Raw genomic sequence first — 17,659 nt, forward strand, 5'->3', positions numbered from 1 at the left:
GGTCATGGCGTGAGCTCGCCGCACAGGCTCTGCTCCATCAGATCGCGCGCGTGCGACGTCAGCCGCATCGTGCTCAACAGGTAGACGAGCTTGGCCAGCGCGGCCTCGACGGTCATGTCGGCCCCGGAGATCACGCCCACGCGCAGCAGCGCCGAGCCGGTCGCGTAGGCGGTGAGGTCGACGGTCCCGCGCAGGCACTGCGTGCAGTCGACGATCACCACGCCGCGGGCGGTGGCGTCGGCGATCGCGCGCAGCAGCTCGGGGTCGTCGACCGGCGCGTTGCCGGCGCCGTAGGCCTCGAGCACGAGGCCCTGCAGCGGCTCGCGCAGCGCGTTGCGCATCAGCTCGGCCGACAGCCCGGGGAACAGCCGCAGCGCGCCCACCGACGCGTCGAGGCGCTGCGGCAGCGGGACCGGCTTCTCGGGCTGGACCGCGCTGTCGACGACCAGCCGGTCGACCGTGATGTCGATGCCCGCGTGCGCGAGCTGCGGGAAGTTCGGCGAGTCGAACGCATCGAAGCCCGTCGCGCTGACCTTCACCGACCGGCAGCCGCGCAGCAGCCGCCCGCCGAAGAACAGCGAGACCTCCTGCACGGGCTCCTCGGCGGCGGCGATGATCAGCGCCGTCAGGAGGTTCTCGCGCGCGTCGGTGCGCAATTCGGCCAGCGGAATCTGCGAGCCCGTGAGCACGACCGGCAGGCGCAGCCCGCGCAGCATGAACGCCAGCGCGGACGCGGTGTAGGCCATCGTGTCGGTCCCGTGCAGCACGACGAAGCCGTCGTAGCGGTCCTTGCGACGCGCGATGATGCGCGCGATCTCGAGCCAGTCGCGCGGGCGGATGCTGGCCGAGTCCAGCAGCGGGTCGAGCTCGACGAGGTCGTAGTGGGCGACCTCGTGCAGCTCCGGCATCCCCTCCAGCAGGCTGCCGAGATAGCCCGGTTCCGGCGTGTAGCCGTTGGCGCTGCGCCGCATGCCGATCGTGCCGCCGGTGTGGATGATCGCTACGCGCCGGGGCACGTCACCCGCGGCCGATGAACGGCATCTTGGTCGCCATGATCGTCATGAACTGCACGTTGGCGTCCAGCGGCAGGGCGGCCATCTGCGCGACCGCGCGCCCGACGTGCTCGACGTCCATGGTCGGCTCCGTCTGACCTTCGGTCATCGGCGTCGCGGCGTTGCCGACGTCGATCTGCCCGCAGGCGATGTCGTGCGCGCGGCCCTCGAGCGAGAGCGCCTTCGTGAGCCCCGTGATCGCGTGCTTGGTCGCCGTGTAGGCGACCGCGTAGGGCCGCGGGGCATGGGCGGCGATCGAGCCGTTGTTGATGATCCGCCCGCCGCGCCCGATCATCGCACGGAACGCCGCCTGGGCGCACAGGAACGCGCCGGTGAGGTTGATGTCGACGACGCGTTGCCAATCCTCCAGCGAGAGCTCCTCGATCGGCGCGGCGACTCCGATGCCGGCGTTGTTGAACAGCAGGTCCAGCGGCCCTGCGGCCTCGAACAGGGCGCTGACGGCCTGCGGGTCGGTGATGTCGGTCGGCACGATCCTCGCGCCGGGCAGCGTCTCGCGCAGCGCGTCCTCGCGCCGGCCGGCGAGCACGAGCTCCCAGCCGTCGGCGCGCAGCGCGCGGGCGGCGGCCCGGCCGATGCCCGAGCCGGCGCCCGTGACGACGGCGATCACGCGCAGGCCTCGGCGGCGGCCTCGAGGAACTCGCGCGCGGCGGAGCTGAGCGTGCGCTCGCGGTGCCAGACGGCGATCAGCCGGCGTGCCGGGAGCTCCGGCAGCGGCAGCACGTCGATGCCGGGATCTCCGGCGTCGACGACCAGCTCCGGCACGATCGCCACCCCCTCCCCGCTCGCCACGAGCGCCTGGATGATCGCGTTGTTGTCGAAGCGCGACCATGACTCGGGCGACACGCCGCTCGCGAGCATCTGCATCTCGATCGCCCGCGTGTGCCGGCAGCCGCGGATGCCGAGCAGCCGGCGGCCGCTGAGATCGCCGAGGCCGCGCTCGGCGGAGCCGGCGCGCGTGACCATCACGTAGGCGTCGTCGCACAGCTCGCGCACCGCGAACGGGCCGTCGGGGAGCGGGTAGGCGGCGAACGAGACGTCGACCTCGCCGCTCTCGACCGCGCCCAGCAGCGCCTCCCCGGACAGCGCCTCCTCGATGTGCACCTCGACGCCGGGGCAGCGGGCGCGGAACGCGGACAGCACGCCGGGCAGCAGGCGCGCGCCGAAGCTCTGGAACGTCCGCACGGTGACCTCGCCGGTCTCGCCGCCGACGAGCGCGGCGACGTCGGCCTCGGCGGCTCGGACGCGCGCGAGCAGCGGCCGCGCGTGGGCGAGCACGACGCGGCCGGCGTCGGTCAGCTCGAGCGGCCGGCGGCCGCCGGGCGGGCGATGCAGGACGGGCGCGCCGACGATCCGCTCGAGCGCGCCGATCTGCTGGCTGACGGCGGACTGCGTGTAGCCGAGCTCGCGCGCGGCGGCGGAGAACGTCCCTTCGTCGACGACGGCGGCGAAGGCGCGGACGTGGCGGACCTCGAGCGCGCCCCACCCATCAGCGTTCCTCATGGGTCGTGATGCTACCTCGAATTGCTCTTCTTGGTCGCCACCGCCAGGCTGACCGGCGTGCCCGCACAACTCCAGCGCACCCTCGGCCTCGGCGGCGGCATTGCGCTCGCGATCGGCAGCGTCGCCGGCTCCGGCATCCTCTTCCTCCCGTCGACGATCTACGCGCTGGCCGGCCACGACGCGCTCGTCGTCTGGGGCCTGGCGACGCTGCTCTGCGTCCCGCTGCTGCTCGTGTTCGGCGAGATGGTGCGCGAGAGCCATGACGGCGCCGGCATCGAGGGCTTCATCGCGCGCGGCCTCGGGCCGGAGGTCGCGGCCTGCGTGCCGCTGCTGTTCGCGCTGCTCTTCCCGCCCGCGCTCGCCGCGGCGACACTGGTCGCCGGCGGCTACCTCCAGGCGGCCGTCGGCGGCGGCACCCCGGTCCGGCTCGCGGGAGCGCTGGCGGTCATCGCGGGCGCGCTGCAGACGAACCTCGTGGGCGCCAAGACCGGCGCGCGCCTGCAGTCGATCGCGACCTTCACGCTGCTCGCCGCCGCCGTGCTGCTGGTCGCGCTGACCTTCCCGCAGGCGCGGCCCGGCTATGACGCGGTGCTCCCGCGGCTGCACTCGCTCGACCCGCTGCTCGGGGGCGTGCTGGTCGCCTTCTGGGGCTTCGCGGGCTTCGAGAACATGACGTTCGTCGCCGGCGAGATGCGCAACCCGCGCCGCGACTACCTGATCGCCGCGTTCGTCGCGCTCGCCGCCTACGGGCTGCTCGCGGCGCTGCTGACCGCCAACATCGGCGCGATCATCCCGCCCGGCCAGGTCGACGAGCTCTCGGGCGTCGCCCAGCTCGCGCATCACGTCGCGGTGCCCGCCGCCGGCGTCGCGGTCATCACCGTGCTCGCGCTGGCGCTGATGCAGGCCAACAACGCCAGCTGGCTGTGGGGCATCTCGCGGCTGCTGTTCGCCTCGGCCCGCGAAGGGCGCGCGCCGGCCTGGCTGGCGAAGCTCGACGCGCGTGGGATCCCGCGCCGCGCCGTGCTCGTGCTGCAGGTCCCGGGCGCGGCGATCACCTGCGGCGCCGCGTTCGTGCCCGGGCTCGTCCTGCACCTGGTGGTCGGGGTGAGCGCGGTGTTCATGTTCATCTACGCGCTCGCGCTGGCGTCCTACGTGCGGACGCCGCGGCCGCTCGGGCGGCGGCTCGGCGCGGGCGTGATGCTCGCGCTGATGGCCGGCATCCTCGCGGGCCAAGGCTGGTACGCGCTGCCGCCGGTGATCGTCGCGGCGCTCGCGTCCGGCGCCGGCTGGACCGCGCGGCGCCGCGCGCGCGACGCTCAGTCGCCGCCGTTGCGGAAGACGAACCACCAGAGCGCGAACAGCCCGGCCCAGCCCGCGACCATCGCGGCGAACAGCAGCACGGCGAGCGCGGTCACGCCGGGACCCTAGGCGCGCGAGGTGCGAGGGACATGAGCCCGCCTGCGTACGCTCGTGACGTGAGCATCGTCAAGATCAACGCCATCACGGTCCCGCGCGAGCGCTTCGAGGAGTTCGCACACCGCTTCGCCACCCGCGCCGGGCGCGTTTCCAGCGCCGAGGGTTTCGAGGCCTTCGAGCTGCTGCGGCCCAACGACGACCGCGAGGTCTGCCTCGTGATCACGCGCTGGCGCTCGGAGGAGGACTTCCAGGCGTGGATGAAGAGCCCGGACTTCGCCGCCGGCCACGCGCAGCACCGCACCGACGGGCCCGTCGGCACGGCGAGCGAGGTGTGGTCGTTCGACGTGCTCGAGCTCGAGGGCCCGGCCGCGTAGGCCGGCCCCCGTCGCTTCGCCGCTAGCGGCCCTGCGGGCGCGGCGGCCGCTTGCGCGCCACGACCTTGCGCGGGTCGTGCTGCGGCGGCTTGACCGGCATGGGCCTGGTGCTCTTGCCGCCGGCCGAGGGTCGGCGGGACATCTGTGGACGGCGCTGCATACGAACGCTCCTCTGGCTCGAGACGAAGAGGTGGAGCGGTCCGTCCGCACCCGCCGCGGCGACCGGATGGGCGGCGGCGGGGACAACGACTGTCACCCGCCGGCGAGCCGCTCGGAGCACGGGAGAACATGGCGGTATGCAGGCATTTTCGCGCCTAAGGGGAGTTCCGCCGCGCGTAAGGCGGACGACCCGTTACGACGCTCCATCCGCCCGATGCGGCAGGCCCGTCTCAGGCCGAGAATGGACACATGCTCAAGACGCTGACAGCCCGCAAGCAGACCCCGTCGGACGCCGCCTTGACCATCCGCTTCGCCTCCTCGGACGACGAGGCGGCGCTGGTCCGGCTGGCCGAGCTGGATTCGAGCCGAGCGCCGCGCGGCGCCGTGCTGGTCGCCGACGTCGGCGACGAGACGTGGGCCGCGCTCTCGCTCGACGACGGCCACGGGGTCGCCGACCCGTTCCACTCCTCCGCCGAGGCGCTATGGATGCTGACCGAGCGCGCCCGGCAGCTTCGCCATGAGCGCCGCGGCCGCATGCAGCGGCTGCCGCGCGTCTGGCCCGCAGGCGCCTGACGGGACTCGCGCGTCCGGTTTAGGATCGCCGGATGCGCGTCTCGCCATGGGGCCGTGTCATCGCGATCTCGGCCCTGCTGGTGGTCGGCGGAGCGCTTGCGCTCGCGGTCGGGGCGCTCGCCTCGACGCGTGAGCGGCTCGTCTCCTATCCGGTGACCGGGGCGCTGCGCGGGGTCGCGTTCGACCTCGGCGACGGCGCGATCGTGATCGTCGGCGGCGGCCGCCGCGACGCGGTCACCGTCGAGCGCACCGAGCGCTTCGCGTTCGGCCACGGCGCGAAGACGACGCGCTCGGTCGTCGACGGCGTCTTCCGCGTCCGCTCGCGCTGCCCGACATCGCTGCTCGGGAAGTGCAAGGTCGCCTACCGCGTGACGGTCCCCGACAACCTGCCGGTCGAGGTCAGGACCGGCAGCGGCAGCGTCCAGATGCGCGGCTACCGCGGCTCCGCCGTGCTCGCGAGCGGCCGCGGCAGCATCGAGGTCGCGGGCTTCTGCGGCTTCTCGCTCGACGCGCGCGCGGAGTCCGGCGACGTCGCCGCGCGCACGGCGTGCTCGCCGCCGAAGCTGTCGCTGCGCACGAACTCGGGCTCGGTCACGGCGGTCGTCCCGCCCGGCAGCTACGACCTCGACGCCGAGAGCGCCTCCGGAGATGAGACGGTACGCGGCGTGAAGGCTTCACCGGACGCGCCGTTCGCGATCCGCGCGCTCAGCGGCTCAGGGCACGTGCGGGTCGAGGGCGCCGCGTGACCGCGCAGGCCGTCGAGGGACGGCTCTCCGTGCTCGGCCTTCGCCGCCGCTTCGACCGCGCCGGGCACGCCGCCGCCTACCTCCTGCTCGGCCTGCCGGTGGCGATCCTCTCGATCCCCGCCGTGCTGGCCCTGCTGCTCGGCGCGGCACTCAGCTCCATCGGGCTCGGGCTGCCGCTGCTGATCGCCGCCGCCGCGGCCTGCCGCGGGCTCGTGCGGGCCGACCGCCGCGCGGCCAACCGCTGGCTCGGCGCCGGCATCCCGCCGGTACCCGGCCGAGTGCGAACGGCGGGCGGCGCGCTGCGCCAGGCGCTCGACATCCTGTCCGACCGCCTGCAGTGGCGCTACGTGGCGCACCTCTCGATGCGGCCACTGCTGACCGCGGCGATGTTCGCCGTCGCGCTGATCCCCGTGCTCCTGCTCGCGCAGGCGCTCGCGCTCGGCGTCCAGGGCGTGGCGGGCGTCGGCGACGTCGACTTCGTGGGCCCGTGGACGCTCGGCCCCGCCCTGGGGCTGATCATGCTGGCGCTGACGCTGCCCGCCGCGGCGCTGGTGATCGCCACGTTCGAGTCGCTGTACGGCGTGCTCGCCACGATCACGCGCGCCTTCCTCGCTGCGCGCGCGGTGGCCGGCGGGCCGGTGCGCGAGGCGCTGGCCGAGAGCCTCGGCGACAGCAGCGTCTCGGTCGCCTACTGGCTCCCCGATCGCGCGCGCTTCGTCGACGAGTCGGGCCGCCCCGTGGAGCTTCCGGAGCCCGGGTCCGGCCGCACCTGGACGGCGGTCGAGCGCGACGGCCGCCGCGTCGCCGCGATCATCCACGACGCGGCGCTGGACACGACCGCGGAGCTCGTCCAGGCCGCCGCGGCGGCATCCTCGCTGGCGATCGACAACGAGCGGCTGAAGGCCGACCTGGCCGCGCGCGTGGAGGAGCTGCGCGTCAGCCGCCTGCGCATCATCGAAGCGGGCGACGCCGCGCGGCGCCGCATCGAGCGCGACCTGCACGACGGCGCGCAGCAGCAGCTCGTCGCCTTGGCGCTCGAGCTGCGTGTCCTGCGCGCGAGCACCAGGGGCACCGACCTCGAGCGGAAGATCGACGACCTGTCGGGGCGGCTCGCCACCGCGCTGGCCGAGCTGCGCGAGCTCGCCCGCGGCATCCACCCCGCGATCCTCACCGACCGGGGGCTCGCGCCGGCGATCGGCGCCCTGGCCGAGCGCGGCACGATCCCGATCGAGACCGATGTGCGCGTGCAGCGGCGGCTCGCGCCGCCGGTCGAGGCGGCCGCGTACTTCCTCGTCGCCGAGGCGCTCACCAACGTCTCCCGCTACGCGCACGCGACGTGCGCACGGGTCGAGGTCGTGCAGGACGGGGACGAGGTCCTCGTCCTGATCGCCGACGACGGCGTCGGCGGCGTGGACCTCGAGGCCGGCAGCGGCCTGCGCGGCCTGCAGGACCGGCTCGCCGCGGTCGGCGGCACCCTGCGCATCGACAGCCCGCCCGGCGCGGGGACACGACTGCACGCCCGCATCCCATGCCCGTGAAGCGCGTGCTGGCGCTGGCCCTGCTGCTCGCCGGCTGCGGCGGGAAGAGCGTCGTGCGCGAGCCCGGCGTGAAGATCGCCTCGGGCACGCCGGTCGCCACGCGCGAGGCGCCGCGCCCCGAGGGCTCGGTCCGCATCGCGGTCGTCACGCACGGGCCCGCCTCGAGCAAGTTCTGGGCGATCATCCGCAACGGCGTCGAGGCCGCCTCGCGCACGCTCGACGTGCTCGTCGACTACCGCGCGCCGGACGTCTACAGCGCGCAGCGGATGAGCGAGCTGATCGACGAGGCGGTCGCGAGCAGGCCGGACGGGCTGGTGGTCTCGGTCCCCGAGCCGGCCGTCGCGCCGGCGATCCGCCGGGCGGTCGAGGCCGGCGTCCCGGTCGTCTCGATCAACTCGGGCGCGAGCCTCTACAAGAAGCTCGGGGTGCTGGCGCACGTCGGCCAGCTCGAGGACCGCGCCGGGCTCGAGGCGGGCCGGCGGCTCGCGAAGCTCGGCGTGCGGCGGGCGCTGTGCGTGAACCAGCAGATCGGCAACACGGGCCTGGACGCCCGTTGCGCGGGGCTGGCGCGCGCGATGCGCGCGGCAGGCGGCAGCTCACGCGTGGTCGGCGTCACCGACGACGCGCCGGGGACGCCCAGGCGGATCGCCGAGGCCGTCGCCAAGGACGGCGCGACCGGTGTGCTGTGCATGAACTCGGTGACGGGGCTGGCGGCGGCCGAGGCGCTGCGCGGCAGGCGCGTCGAGATCGGGACCTTCGACCTCGGGCCGGACGTGCTGCGCGCGCTCGAGGCCGGCCGGATCGCGTTCGCCGTCGACCAGCAGCCGTACCTGCAGGGCTACCTGCCGATCGAGATGCTCGCGCAGCGCGTCCGCTACGGCCTGTTCCCCGCCGAAGGCGACGTCGTCGCCACCGGCCCGCACTTCGTCACCGAGGCCGACGCGCCCAAGGCGATGGAGCTCAGCCGGCGGTCGATCCGGTAGGCACCTGCTCGCCTTCGCGGTCGAAGCGCACCGCGGACTCCTCGGGCTTGGGCGCCGGCGCGATCAGCTTCGCGACCGCGAGCCCGCCGAGCACGCCGGCGGCCAGGCCCGCCAGCGCCCACGCCGGCCCGTCGTCCTCGTCGGCGATCGCGGCCGCCGCCGCGACCAGGACCGCGTTGTACTCGAAGCCGCCTTCGGTGTTCCAGATGCCCTTCTGCCAGTGCACGCGCTCGATCGCGGTCGTCATCGTGCCGGTCACCATCGCCGTGGCGGCGGGCGTCGCGACCCCGGTCATCAGCATGACGCCGCCGAGTGTCTCGGCCGCGCCGGCCGCCCCCGCGTGAACCACACCCGGCTTGAAGCCCATCTGCTCGAACGCCCCGCCGGTCGCCTTCAATCCGTAGCCGCCGAACCATCCCGCGAGCTTCTGCAGGCCGTGACCGATGAAGAGCGCGCCCACCACGGTGCGCAGGAGTGTGATCCCGAGTCTCATGGCTTGTTTGTACCCCGGGCACCTAGAGTCCCACCACTATGCATCGAGTCGTCATCGTGGGCGGCGGCTTCGGCGGACTGCAGGCGGCGCTCCACCTGCGCCGCGCCGACGTGGAGATCACGCTCGTCGACCGGCGCAACTTCCACCTGTTCCAGCCGCTCGCCTACCAGGTCGCCACGGGCGCGCTGAATCCCGGTGAGATCTGCTACCCGCTGCGCGCGATCTTCCGCGGGCAGGAGAACGTCCGCGTGGTCATGGGCGAGGTCACCGGGTTCGATCTCGACGCGCGCGAACTGCCGGTGCGGACCGTGCTCGGCGAGGAGCGCTTCCCGTATGACACGCTGATCGTCGGCGGCGGCTCGAAGTACAACTACTTCGGCCACCCGGAATGGCAGCACGTCGCGTCGGAGCTGAAGTCGCTGGAGGGCGCGCTGCACATCCGCAGCCGCATCCTGCGCTCGCTGGAGGCCGCCGAGGTCGAGGAGGATCCGGCTCAGCGCGCGGCGCTGCTGACGTTCGCGGTGGTCGGCGCGGGCCCGACCGGCGTCGAGATGGCGGGGCAGATCGCGGAGATCGCCCGCGATACGCGGCGCGACTTCCGCCTCGCCGACACCGAGAAGGCCCGCGTGCTGCTGATCGAGGCGGGCGACCGCGTGCTCGCCGCGTTCCCGCCGCGGCTCTCCGCGCGGGCGTTCCGGTCGCTCGAGTCGCTCGGCGTGACGCCGCTGGTCGATCGCATGGTCACCGACCTCGACGACGAGAGCGTGCTCGTGCGCTCCGGCGACGGCGAGGAGCGGATCCCCGCCAAGACCATCATCTGGGCGGCGGGGGTGCTGGCGGCCTCGATCGCCGGCCACCTGGCCGCGGCGACCGGCGCGAAGACCGACAACGTCGGCCGGATCGTCGTCGAGCCGGACCTGACCGTGGAAGGCCATCCCGAGGTGATCGCGATCGGCGACATGGTCAAGGTCCGCAGCGAGCCCCCGTACCCGGGCGTGGCGCCCGTGGCGATGCAGATGGGGCGCTACGCGGCGCGGCTCGTGCGCGCGCGGCTGGACGGCGCGCGGGCCGCCGACTTCCGCTATGTCGACAAGGGCAACCTCGCGACGATCGGCCGGGCGCGGGCGGTCGCGGACCTGAAGGGCCTGAAGCTGAGCGGGTTCTTCGCCTGGCTGATGTGGCTGCTCATCCACCTCTGGTACCTGATCGGCTTCCAGAACCGGCTGCTCGTGTTCCTGCGCTGGTCGATCAGCTTCTTCACGCACGGCCGCGGCGCGCGGTTGATCACGGGCGACGAGCACATGCCGTAGGCGGCGGAGGGTTCGGCTGCGCGCGGCGTTATAGTCGCGGGCCTCATGGGCACGTCGCCCGCGGATCGCCTCAGCGCGCGGGAGCGGATCCTCGAGACCGCGTACGACCTCTTCAGCCGCCACGGCACCCATGCGGTCGGCGTCGACGCGATCGTCGCGGACTCAGGAGTCGCGAAGATGTCGCTGTACCGGAACTTCGGCTCCAAGGACGAGCTGATCTTGGCGTTCCTGCGCCGGCGCGAGGAGCTGTGGACGAAGGACTGGCTGCAGGGCGAGGTGATGCGGCGCGCCGACGACCCCGCGGGGCGGCTGCTGGCGATCTTCGACATCTTCGGCGAGTGGTTCGCGCGCGACGACTACGAGGGCTGCTCGTTCGTGAACGTGATGCTGGGGATCGGCGACCTGCACCATCCCGTGCGGCGGGCGAGCGTGGAGCATTTGGCGACGATCCGCGAGTTCCTCTCCGGGCTCGCGCACGAAGCGGGCGTCGAGGAGCCGGACGGCTTCGCGCGGCAGTGGCACATCCTGATGAAGGGGTCGCTGGTCGCGGCCGCGGAGGGAGACGTCCAGGCCGCGGCGCGGGCGCAGGAGCTGGGGCGGCTGCTGCTCAGCGCAGCACTGCCGGCACCAGTCCGGCCAGCGACGAGCTGAGCAGGATCTCGTCGGCGGCGCGGAGGTCGGCGAGCGTGAGGCGCCGCTGGGTCGCGCCCGGCCGCGAGGTGCTCGCGAGGATCCGCCCGTCCTCCTCGGGCGTGTAGAGCCGGTCGCCGCGGCGGATCAGGACCGCCGCCCACGCGGCTTCCAGCACGGCGCCGTCGGCGTCGAGGAGCAGCGGCGTGGTGCCGCCCCGAGAGAGCGCGCGCAGCAGGTCGCGGTCCTGCCACTTGCGGTCGCCGAGCCCACCGGGGAGGACGTAGGGCTCCAGGACGATCGGCAGCCGCCGCGGGCGCAGGGGGCGGAACGCGGTCCCGCCGGCCGTGATGCGCAACGCGCCGTCGCCTTCGACGGCGGGCAGCTCCGGCCGGGCGCGGAGGCGGCGGAGGTGCGCGTCGAGGTTCACGGGCGCGCCGTCGCGGACGAGGACGGTCTCGAACACGCCGCGGTCAGGGTCGGGGCGGAGCCCGCCGCCGGCGAGCGCGGGCGGGGCGCCGGCGCGGTCGCCGCGCGCTTCGACGGGCGCGATCTCTCCCCCGGCGGCCGCGATCAACGGCCTCGCCTTCACGAGACATTCCTCAAGCTCCAGCTGAGGGTCAGAGTCGGCGACGATTCCACCACCCGCGCCCAGCCAGAGCAGGCCGTCGCGCGCCTCGAACGTGCGGATCGCGACGTTGAGCTCCAGTCCCGCCAGCGGGCTGGCGAACCCGATCGCGCCGGTATAGACCTCGCGCCCGGTCGCCTCCAGCTCGCTGATCACGCGCAGCGCCTGCACCTTCGGCGCGCCCGTCACGGACCCCGGGGGGAACGCGGCGCGGAGCAGCGCACCGTCGCCGGCGTCCTCGCGCAGGCGGCCGCGCACCTCCGACACCAGGTGCCACACGCCCGGGTGCGGCTGCGCCTCCGGCGCGTCCGGCGCGACGACCGACCCGTACTCGCACACGCGCCCGAGGTCGTTGCGCATCAGGTCGACGATCATCACGTGCTCCGCGCGGTCCTTGGCGGACTCCCGCAGCGCGGCCGGATCGCCCGGGCGCGCCATCGTGCCCTTGATCGGGCCCGTCGCGACCTCCCGGCCGGCGCGGCGCAGGAACAGCTCGGGCGAGAGGCTCGCGATCCCACCCCACGGCGCCGGGAAGCACGCGCCGTAGGCCGGCCGCAGTGAGCCGGCCGCTCGCGCGAACAGCTCCGTCACGTCGCCCGACCACTGGGTCTCCAGCCGCAGGCAGAGGTTCGCCTGGAAGATCTCCCCCGCCGCGATCCGCTCGACGCACTCGCGCACTGCCCAGGTGTGACCGGCCGCCCCGGGCGCTCGCAGGGTGAACGTTCCTACGCCGGGATCGCGCCCCTCCGGCGCCGCCGCCAGCTTGGCCCGCACCGCCTCCAGCCGGGCGTCCAGCGCCGCCTCGCGCGCCGGAGTCGCGAGCGCCTCGAACCACCAGCGCCCCTCGGCGTCGAGCCGCAGCACGTGGTCGTAGTACGCAAGGTGCGCATCGGGCAGCGGGGCGGGCCGCGGCGGCCGCGGCGGCACCCGCTCCACGCGCGCGCCGAGCCCGTACCCGAGCCACCCGAACCAGCCGCCGCCGACGACGGCGTCCCCGCGCGCGGGCGGCACGCGGTCGACCGCCTGGAACGGGTCCTCCCCGTCGAGGACCTGCACGGGCGAGGCGCCGACGATCGCGCCGCCGCCGGCCCAGCGGCCGGTCAGCGCGAACGGCCAGGGCTCGTCGCGCAGCGCCAGCAGCACCCGCTCCGGCGGGAGCGAGCAGTCCAGCGCGATCCGCGCGGCGCGGGCGGGCGAGAGCACGCGGGAAATCTAGTGTCCCGACTCGGAACACTCGTGCGCGACCATTGCGGCATGAGCTTCGCCCAGACGCGCGAGAAGCTGCACCGTCTCGCCGAGCAGGTCGTCTCCCCGGCACGGGTGCATGCGACCGGGAACGAGATCGCCCTCACCCCCACGCCGGGCGGCTGGGGCACGCCGCCGTTCCCCGACGGCGGGCAGGTCAGGGTCGAGGGCGCCGAGCTGGTCCAGCTCGACGCCGACGGCACCGAGACGCGCTCGGCGATCGACGTCGATCCCGGCGACGCCGCCCGCCTGGCCGAGTTCTTCGCGTTCGCGCAGGAGGTGCTCGAGACGCTGCGCGCGGAGGCGGCCGATCCGTCGGAGATCCACCTCTGGCCGGAGCACTTCGATGTCGCGTTCGAGGATCAGGAGGCGACCTACGGCGCCTCGCCGGGCGACGAGGACCACGACGAGCCCTACCTCTACGTCGCGCCCTGGACCGCCCCGCCGCCCGCGCCCGAGTGGAACGCGAGGGGCTTCACCGGCGCCGAGGGGCCGTGGGGCGACCGCGAGGCCGCGCTGAAGTTCTTCCGCGACCGGCGCGACGCGCTGACGTGAGCGTCGAGCGGCTGCGCGCGGGCTACCGCGACTTCGCCGCGAACGAGGCGGCGGGGCGCTCGCCGCTGTATGTCGAGCTGGCGCGCGGCGTGGCGGAGGACGACGAGCTGCTCGCCTGGCTGGACCGGCTGCCCGTCGGCAAGCGCCAGCCGAACCTGCTGTTCTCTGCGGCGCGCGTCGTCGGCGGCGAGCTCGACGGCTACGAGGAGCTGCGGACGCTGCTGAGCGAGCGCCGCGACGACGTCGAGGCGCTCCTGCTCGCGCGCCGCACGCAGACCAACGAGGCGGCGCGCTGCGCGACGCTCCTGCCGCTGCTCGCCGCGCTCCCCCAGCCGCTCGCGCTGCTCGAGGTCGGCGCGAGCGCCGGGCTGTGCCTGCTCCCCGACCGCTACGCCTACGAGTACGACGCCGGCGGCGCGACGCATCGCGTCGGCGGCGGAGGCCCCGTGCTGCGCTGCCGCGTCCGCGGCCCCGCGCCGCTTCCCGCTTCAGTTCCCCGCGTCGCGTGGCGCGCCGGGCTCGACCTCGAGCCGGTGGACGTCGCCGACCCGGAGCAGGTGAGGTGGCTCGAGGCGCTCGTCTGGCCCGGCGAGGGCGACCGGCTCGAGACGCTGCGCGCCGCGATCGGCGTCGCCAGGCAGGATCCGCCGCGCATCGTGCAGGGCGACCTCACCACCGACCTCCCGGCGCTCGCGGCCGAGGCCCCGCGCGACGCGACGCTCGTCGTCTTCCACACCGCCGTGCTCGCGTACGTGCCGCGCGAGGGGCGGGCGGCGTTCCGCGCGGCGGTGCAGGACGTCGGCGCGACCTGGATCGCCAACGAGGCGCCGCGCGTCCTCGGCCTGGACCCCGCGAGCGTCCCGCCGTCCATGTTCGCGCTCGCGCGCGGCGGCGAGCCGGTCGCCCACACCGACTCCCACGGCGCCTCGCTCACGTGGCTGGCGTGACGTGCATCATCCCGCGTCCATGCCGCTCGACATCACGCTCTTCACCGATCCCGCCTGCCCGTTCGCCTTCTCCGCCGAGCCCGTGCGCTGGCGGCTGAAGTGGCACTACGGCGACCAGCTCCGCTGGACCGCCCGGATGATCGTCCTCACGCTCGAGCCGGGCGAGGACGCGAAGCTGGCCGAGGGCGCGCCGGGGCTGCAGCGCCGCTACCGGATGCCGATCGATCCGTCGCCCTACGCGCGTCGCTTCTCGTCCGAGCCGGCGTGCCGCGCCGTCGTGGCCGCGCGGATCCACGCGCCCGCGCACGCCGAGCCCTTGCTGCGGGCGCTGCGCGTGCGGGCGATGCTCGGCGGCTTGCTCGACGACCCCGCGCTGATCGCGGATGCCGCGCGCGAGGCCGGCCTCGATCCGGACGAGCTCGCCGGCTGGGACGCCGAGCAGGCGCTCCAGGACGACGTCGCCGCGGCGCGCGACCCCTCCCCCGCCGCCCGCGCCCTCGATCACAAGCTCAGCGGCCCCGCGCAAGAGCGCCGCTACAGCGCGCCGAGCTACGAGATCGGGACGGCCGCTGTGCCCGGGTTCAGCCCGATGGAGGCCTACGACGTCGCGATCGCCTCGCAGGCGCCGGGGATCGTGCGGCGGGCGAGCCCGGAGTCGGTCGAGGAGCTGCTCGCCTGGGCGCGGACCCCGCTCGCGACCGCCGAGGTCGTCGCGCTGATGCAGGACAGCGAGCAGACCGTCCGCGCCGCCCTCTCCAAGGCGGCGCGGCCGATCGCGGCGGGCGCCGACTTCTACTGGGCGTACGGGTCGTAGGTGCCGAACGACCAGCGGTTGCCCTCGAGGTCGCGCGCGGCGTAGTCGCGCGAGCCGTAATCCTGGTCGACCGGGTGGCGGAAGACGTCGGCGCCCTTCTCCACCGCCCGTGCATGATGCGCGTCCACGTCCTCGAGCACGACGTAGATCGCCGCCGGCGAAGCGTCGGCGTCGGGCGTCGATTCGCCGAAGAAGCCGTCCGGCCGGTGCTGGCCGAGCATGATCAGGCCGTCGCCGAGGCGCAGCTCGGCGTGGTGGACGACGCCGTCATCACCGCGGTGGACCGCCTTCTCCTCGAAGCCGAAGACGTCCTCGAGCCAGGCGATCGCCGCGTCCGCGTCGCGGTAGCGAAGCGTCGGGAAGATGTTGGACTTCATGACGCGGACGGTACGCGCCGCGCACCGTCCGCGTCTTGGACGATGGGTCAGCCCGTCGCGGGCGCCTGCCCGTCGAAGTCGTCGTCGAGCGATTCGGCGTCGATGTCGAGCTCGGCGAGCAGTGCCGCGTCCTGCTCGGTGTCGACCTTCTCCGCCAGCTCGCGGTCCGCCCGCTCGGCGGCGTCGTAGTCACCGCGACCGCGCAGGCGGTCGACGATCATCGTCTTCGGTACCAGCACGCTCAGCTCACCGCCTTGGTGGTCAGGAATCGCTCGATCATCCGGTTCACCTCGCCGGCCGCCTCCATGTGCGGCGAGTGGCCGGCGCCTTCGATCAGCTGGGCGTCCGGGTCCGGCGGGATGATCCGATCCTCGGCGCCCCAGATCGTGAGGACCGGGACGTCGACGTCCGGCGCGTCGACGAAGGCGGCGCCGGCGATCGTCTCGAGCGCCTCCTTGACCCCGTCGATGCGCTTGTACTTGAGCACGTCGTCGACGAGCGAGCGGGTCACGAGCGACTCGTCGGCGAACAGCAGCTGCAGCACGGGCTTGAGCTCGCGCCGCGACTCGGCGGCGATGAAGCCGTCGATGTACTCCCGGTTGACCGGCCGGCCGAACCCGGCCGGGGCGATCAGCGTCAGCGACGCCGCCCGGCCGCGGGCGGCGACCTGCGCGGCGATCAGCGCGCCGAGCGAGTGGCCGATCAGATGCGGCTTCTCGAGCCCCTGCGAGTCGAGGAACTCGACGACCGCGGCGGCCAGCCCCGTGCCGTCGCCCACCGCCTTCGACGATCCGCCGTGCCCGGGCAGGTCCAGCGCGAACACGCGGTGATCCTCGGCCAGCGCCGGCATCGCGAAGAGCCAGTTGTTCAAGTCGCCGCCGAAGCCGTGGATGAGCACGATCGGATCGCCGTCATCGCCCTGGCGCAGGTAGCGGAGCGGCCCCGCCATCTCCGGCTGCGCACCTTCGTCCTCCTCCGCCTCGGGGACGAAGTTGGCCTCGAACTCCGCCACGAACGCGTCGATCTCCTCGTCCGGCACGGCCGCGTCGGCGATCACGCCGAGCAGCCCGCCGACCGGGATGACGGAGCCGACCTCGCCCACGCGGCGGCGCAGGACCCCGGACGCGGTGGCCTCCACCGCGCCCGTGATCTTCTCCGTCTCGACCTCGCACAGCTCGTCGCCGGAGGACACCTCGGCGCCCTCCTCGACGAGCCAGTCCAGCAGGCGCCCCTCGGTCATCGAGAGGCCCCACTTCGGCATGCCCAGCTTCGCGATCATCAGGCGACGGGTGTCCCGGTCGTCTCGCGGATCGCCGCCGCGATCCCTTCCGGCGTGGGCACGTAGGCGTCCTCGAGCACGGGCGCGAACGGAACCGGCGTGTGCGGCGGCGTGACCATCCGCGGCGGCGCCTTGAGCTCGCTCCACGCCTCCTGCGCCACGCGCGCGACGATGTCCGCCGCCATGCCGCAGCGCGGGCCGGACTCGTCGACGACGACGAGGCGCCCCGTGTTCTCGACGCTCTCGAGGATCGTGTCCTCGTCCAGCGGCGACGTCGTGCGCGGGTCGACGACCTCGCACTCGATGCCCTCGCCCGCGAGCTCCTCGGCCGCCTCGCGCGCGAACTGGACCATCCGCCCGAGCGCGACCACGGTCACGTCGCCCCCCTCGCGCACGATGCTCGCCTCGCCGAACGGGATCGTGTAGCTCTCCTCCGGCACGTCGCCCTCGAGCGTGTAGAGCACCTTGTGCTCGAGGAAGATGACCGGGTCGTCGTCGCGGATCGCCTGGATCAGCAGGCCCTTCGCGTCATACGGGTTGGAGGGCAGGACCACCTTCAGCCCGGGGATGTGGGTGAAGATCGGGTACAGCGCCTGCGAGTGCTGCGACGCCGCGCGGATGCCGGCGCCGTACATCGTCCGCACGACCATCGGCGTCTCCGCCTTGCCGCCGAACATGTAGCGGAACTTCGCGGCCTGGTTGAAGATCTGGTCAAGGCACACGCCGAGGAAGTCGACGAACATCAGCTCGGCGATCGGCCGCAGCCCGGAGGCGGCGGCGCCCGCGGCGGCGCCGACGTAGGCCGACTCCGAGATCGGCGTGTCGATCACGCGGCCGGGGTATTTCGCGTACAGCCCCTTGGTGACGCCGAGCACGCCGCCCCAGGCGTCGTCCTCGCCCGGCGCGCCCATGCCGCCGGCGATGTCCTCGCCCATGATCACGACGGTCGGGTCGCGCTCCATCTCGGACGCGATCGCCTCCGTGATCGCCTGCTGGTAGGTGATCTTGCGCGCCATGGC

The 17,659-nt window shown here is 74.1% G+C and carries 20 protein-coding genes; 11 read left to right on the forward strand and 9 right to left on the reverse strand.

The window, feature by feature from the left end; all coding sequences use genetic code 11:
* Positions 1-2: 2 nt before the first annotated feature.
* The 3 genes from ansA to H958_RS44440 are packed head-to-tail and all read right to left on the reverse strand — an operon-like array spanning position 3 to position 2,573.
* Positions 3-1,016: an asparaginase gene (ansA, locus tag H958_RS0130970; RefSeq protein ID WP_028061495.1), complete on the reverse strand. Its 1,014-nt coding sequence runs from the start codon at positions 1,014-1,016 to the stop codon at positions 3-5.
* A gap of 1 nt (position 1,017) precedes the next feature.
* A complete protein-coding gene (locus tag H958_RS0130975) occupies positions 1,018-1,686 on the reverse strand; it encodes an SDR family oxidoreductase (RefSeq protein ID WP_028061496.1) in 669 nt (222 codons plus the stop codon).
* Positions 1,677-2,573, reverse strand: coding sequence for a LysR family transcriptional regulator (locus tag H958_RS44440; protein WP_051325052.1), 897 nt, complete (start codon positions 2,571-2,573; stop codon positions 1,677-1,679). Before H958_RS44440 ends, H958_RS0130975 begins: the two co-directional genes overlap by 10 nt.
* 21 nt (positions 2,574-2,594) lie before the next feature.
* Here H958_RS44440 and H958_RS0130985 point away from each other — a divergent pair, with 21 nt between their 5' ends.
* The 6 genes from H958_RS0130985 (at position 2,595) to H958_RS0131015 (ending at position 8,362) form a co-directional block, all read left to right on the forward strand.
* Complete coding sequence (locus H958_RS0130985; protein WP_028061497.1) at positions 2,595-4,001, forward strand: APC family permease; 1,407 nt, start codon at positions 2,595-2,597, stop codon at positions 3,999-4,001.
* A gap of 47 nt (positions 4,002-4,048) precedes the next feature.
* Entirely contained in the window at positions 4,049-4,363 is a 315-nt protein-coding gene (locus tag H958_RS0130990; RefSeq protein WP_028061498.1) for an antibiotic biosynthesis monooxygenase family protein, read from the forward strand.
* Between the two features lie 408 nt (positions 4,364-4,771).
* Positions 4,772-5,095: a hypothetical protein gene (locus tag H958_RS0131000; protein WP_028061499.1), complete on the forward strand. Its 324-nt coding sequence runs from the start codon at positions 4,772-4,774 to the stop codon at positions 5,093-5,095.
* A 32-nt stretch (positions 5,096-5,127) separates the two neighbouring features.
* Entirely contained in the window at positions 5,128-5,841 is a 714-nt protein-coding gene (locus H958_RS0131005) for a DUF4097 family beta strand repeat-containing protein (protein WP_028061500.1), read from the forward strand.
* Positions 5,838-7,379, forward strand: a complete 1,542-nt coding sequence (locus tag H958_RS44445) for a sensor histidine kinase (protein WP_051325053.1) — start codon at positions 5,838-5,840, stop codon at positions 7,377-7,379. Before H958_RS0131005 ends, H958_RS44445 begins: the two co-directional genes overlap by 4 nt.
* A complete protein-coding gene (locus H958_RS0131015; RefSeq protein ID WP_028061501.1) occupies positions 7,370-8,362 on the forward strand; it encodes a substrate-binding domain-containing protein in 993 nt (330 codons plus the stop codon). Before H958_RS44445 ends, H958_RS0131015 begins: the two co-directional genes overlap by 10 nt.
* Here H958_RS0131015 and H958_RS41685 read toward each other — a convergent pair.
* Positions 8,340-8,855, reverse strand: coding sequence for a DoxX family protein (locus H958_RS41685; protein ID WP_081686473.1), 516 nt, complete (start codon positions 8,853-8,855; stop codon positions 8,340-8,342). The genes H958_RS0131015 and H958_RS41685 overlap by 23 nt on opposite strands.
* A 38-nt stretch (positions 8,856-8,893) precedes the next feature.
* On the opposite strand from H958_RS41685, the gene H958_RS41690 reads away from it, so the two are divergent.
* Positions 8,894-10,165, forward strand: a complete 1,272-nt coding sequence (locus tag H958_RS41690; RefSeq protein ID WP_037412137.1) for an NAD(P)/FAD-dependent oxidoreductase — start codon at positions 8,894-8,896, stop codon at positions 10,163-10,165.
* A 45-nt stretch (positions 10,166-10,210) separates the two neighbouring features.
* Positions 10,211-10,816 (forward strand): TetR/AcrR family transcriptional regulator, encoded by a 606-nt coding sequence (locus H958_RS41695; RefSeq protein ID WP_051325054.1) that lies wholly within the window; start codon positions 10,211-10,213, stop codon positions 10,814-10,816.
* On the opposite strand, the gene H958_RS41700 is transcribed toward H958_RS41695, so the two are convergent.
* The gene (locus H958_RS41700; RefSeq protein ID WP_051325055.1) at positions 10,773-12,626 is read right to left on the reverse strand and encodes an aminodeoxychorismate synthase component I; all 1,854 of its coding nucleotides are present in this window, start codon (positions 12,624-12,626) and stop codon (positions 10,773-10,775) included. The two genes, H958_RS41695 and H958_RS41700, sit on opposite strands and share 44 nt — an antisense overlap.
* Positions 12,627-12,677: 51 nt before the next feature.
* On the opposite strand from H958_RS41700, the gene H958_RS44450 reads away from it, so the two are divergent.
* The 3 genes from H958_RS44450 to H958_RS0131050 are packed head-to-tail and all read left to right on the forward strand — an operon-like array spanning position 12,678 to position 14,984.
* A complete protein-coding gene (locus tag H958_RS44450; RefSeq protein ID WP_028061502.1) occupies positions 12,678-13,223 on the forward strand; it encodes a hypothetical protein in 546 nt (181 codons plus the stop codon).
* Positions 13,220-14,170, forward strand: a complete 951-nt coding sequence (locus tag H958_RS0131045) for a DUF2332 domain-containing protein (protein ID WP_196807654.1) — start codon at positions 13,220-13,222, stop codon at positions 14,168-14,170. Before H958_RS44450 ends, H958_RS0131045 begins: the two co-directional genes overlap by 4 nt.
* 19 nt (positions 14,171-14,189) lie before the next feature.
* Positions 14,190-14,984 (forward strand): thioredoxin domain-containing protein, encoded by a 795-nt coding sequence (locus tag H958_RS0131050; RefSeq protein WP_028061504.1) that lies wholly within the window; start codon positions 14,190-14,192, stop codon positions 14,982-14,984.
* On the opposite strand, the gene H958_RS0131055 is transcribed toward H958_RS0131050, so the two are convergent.
* The 4 genes from H958_RS0131055 to H958_RS0131070 are packed head-to-tail and all read right to left on the reverse strand — an operon-like array spanning position 14,963 to position 17,656.
* Positions 14,963-15,361, reverse strand: a complete 399-nt coding sequence (locus H958_RS0131055; RefSeq protein WP_028061505.1) for a VOC family protein — start codon at positions 15,359-15,361, stop codon at positions 14,963-14,965. The genes H958_RS0131050 and H958_RS0131055 overlap by 22 nt on opposite strands.
* Before the next feature lie 47 nt (positions 15,362-15,408).
* Positions 15,409-15,600 carry a hypothetical protein gene (locus H958_RS0131060; RefSeq protein ID WP_028061506.1) on the reverse strand — a complete coding sequence of 64 codons (192 nt, stop codon included), beginning with the start codon at positions 15,598-15,600 and terminating at the stop codon, positions 15,409-15,411.
* Positions 15,601-15,602: 2 nt separating this feature from the next.
* Positions 15,603-16,640: an acetoin dehydrogenase dihydrolipoyllysine-residue acetyltransferase subunit gene (locus H958_RS0131065; protein ID WP_037412144.1), complete on the reverse strand. Its 1,038-nt coding sequence runs from the start codon at positions 16,638-16,640 to the stop codon at positions 15,603-15,605.
* Complete coding sequence (locus H958_RS0131070; protein WP_028061508.1) at positions 16,640-17,656, reverse strand: alpha-ketoacid dehydrogenase subunit beta; 1,017 nt, start codon at positions 17,654-17,656, stop codon at positions 16,640-16,642. The genes H958_RS0131065 and H958_RS0131070 overlap by 1 nt, the downstream gene beginning before the upstream one ends.
* Between the last annotated feature and the right edge of the window lie 3 nt (positions 17,657-17,659).

The organism is Candidatus Solirubrobacter pratensis, from assembly GCF_000425945.1.
In the GTDB taxonomy this organism is placed as follows: Bacteria; Actinomycetota; Thermoleophilia; order Solirubrobacterales; family Solirubrobacteraceae; genus Solirubrobacter; species Solirubrobacter pratensis.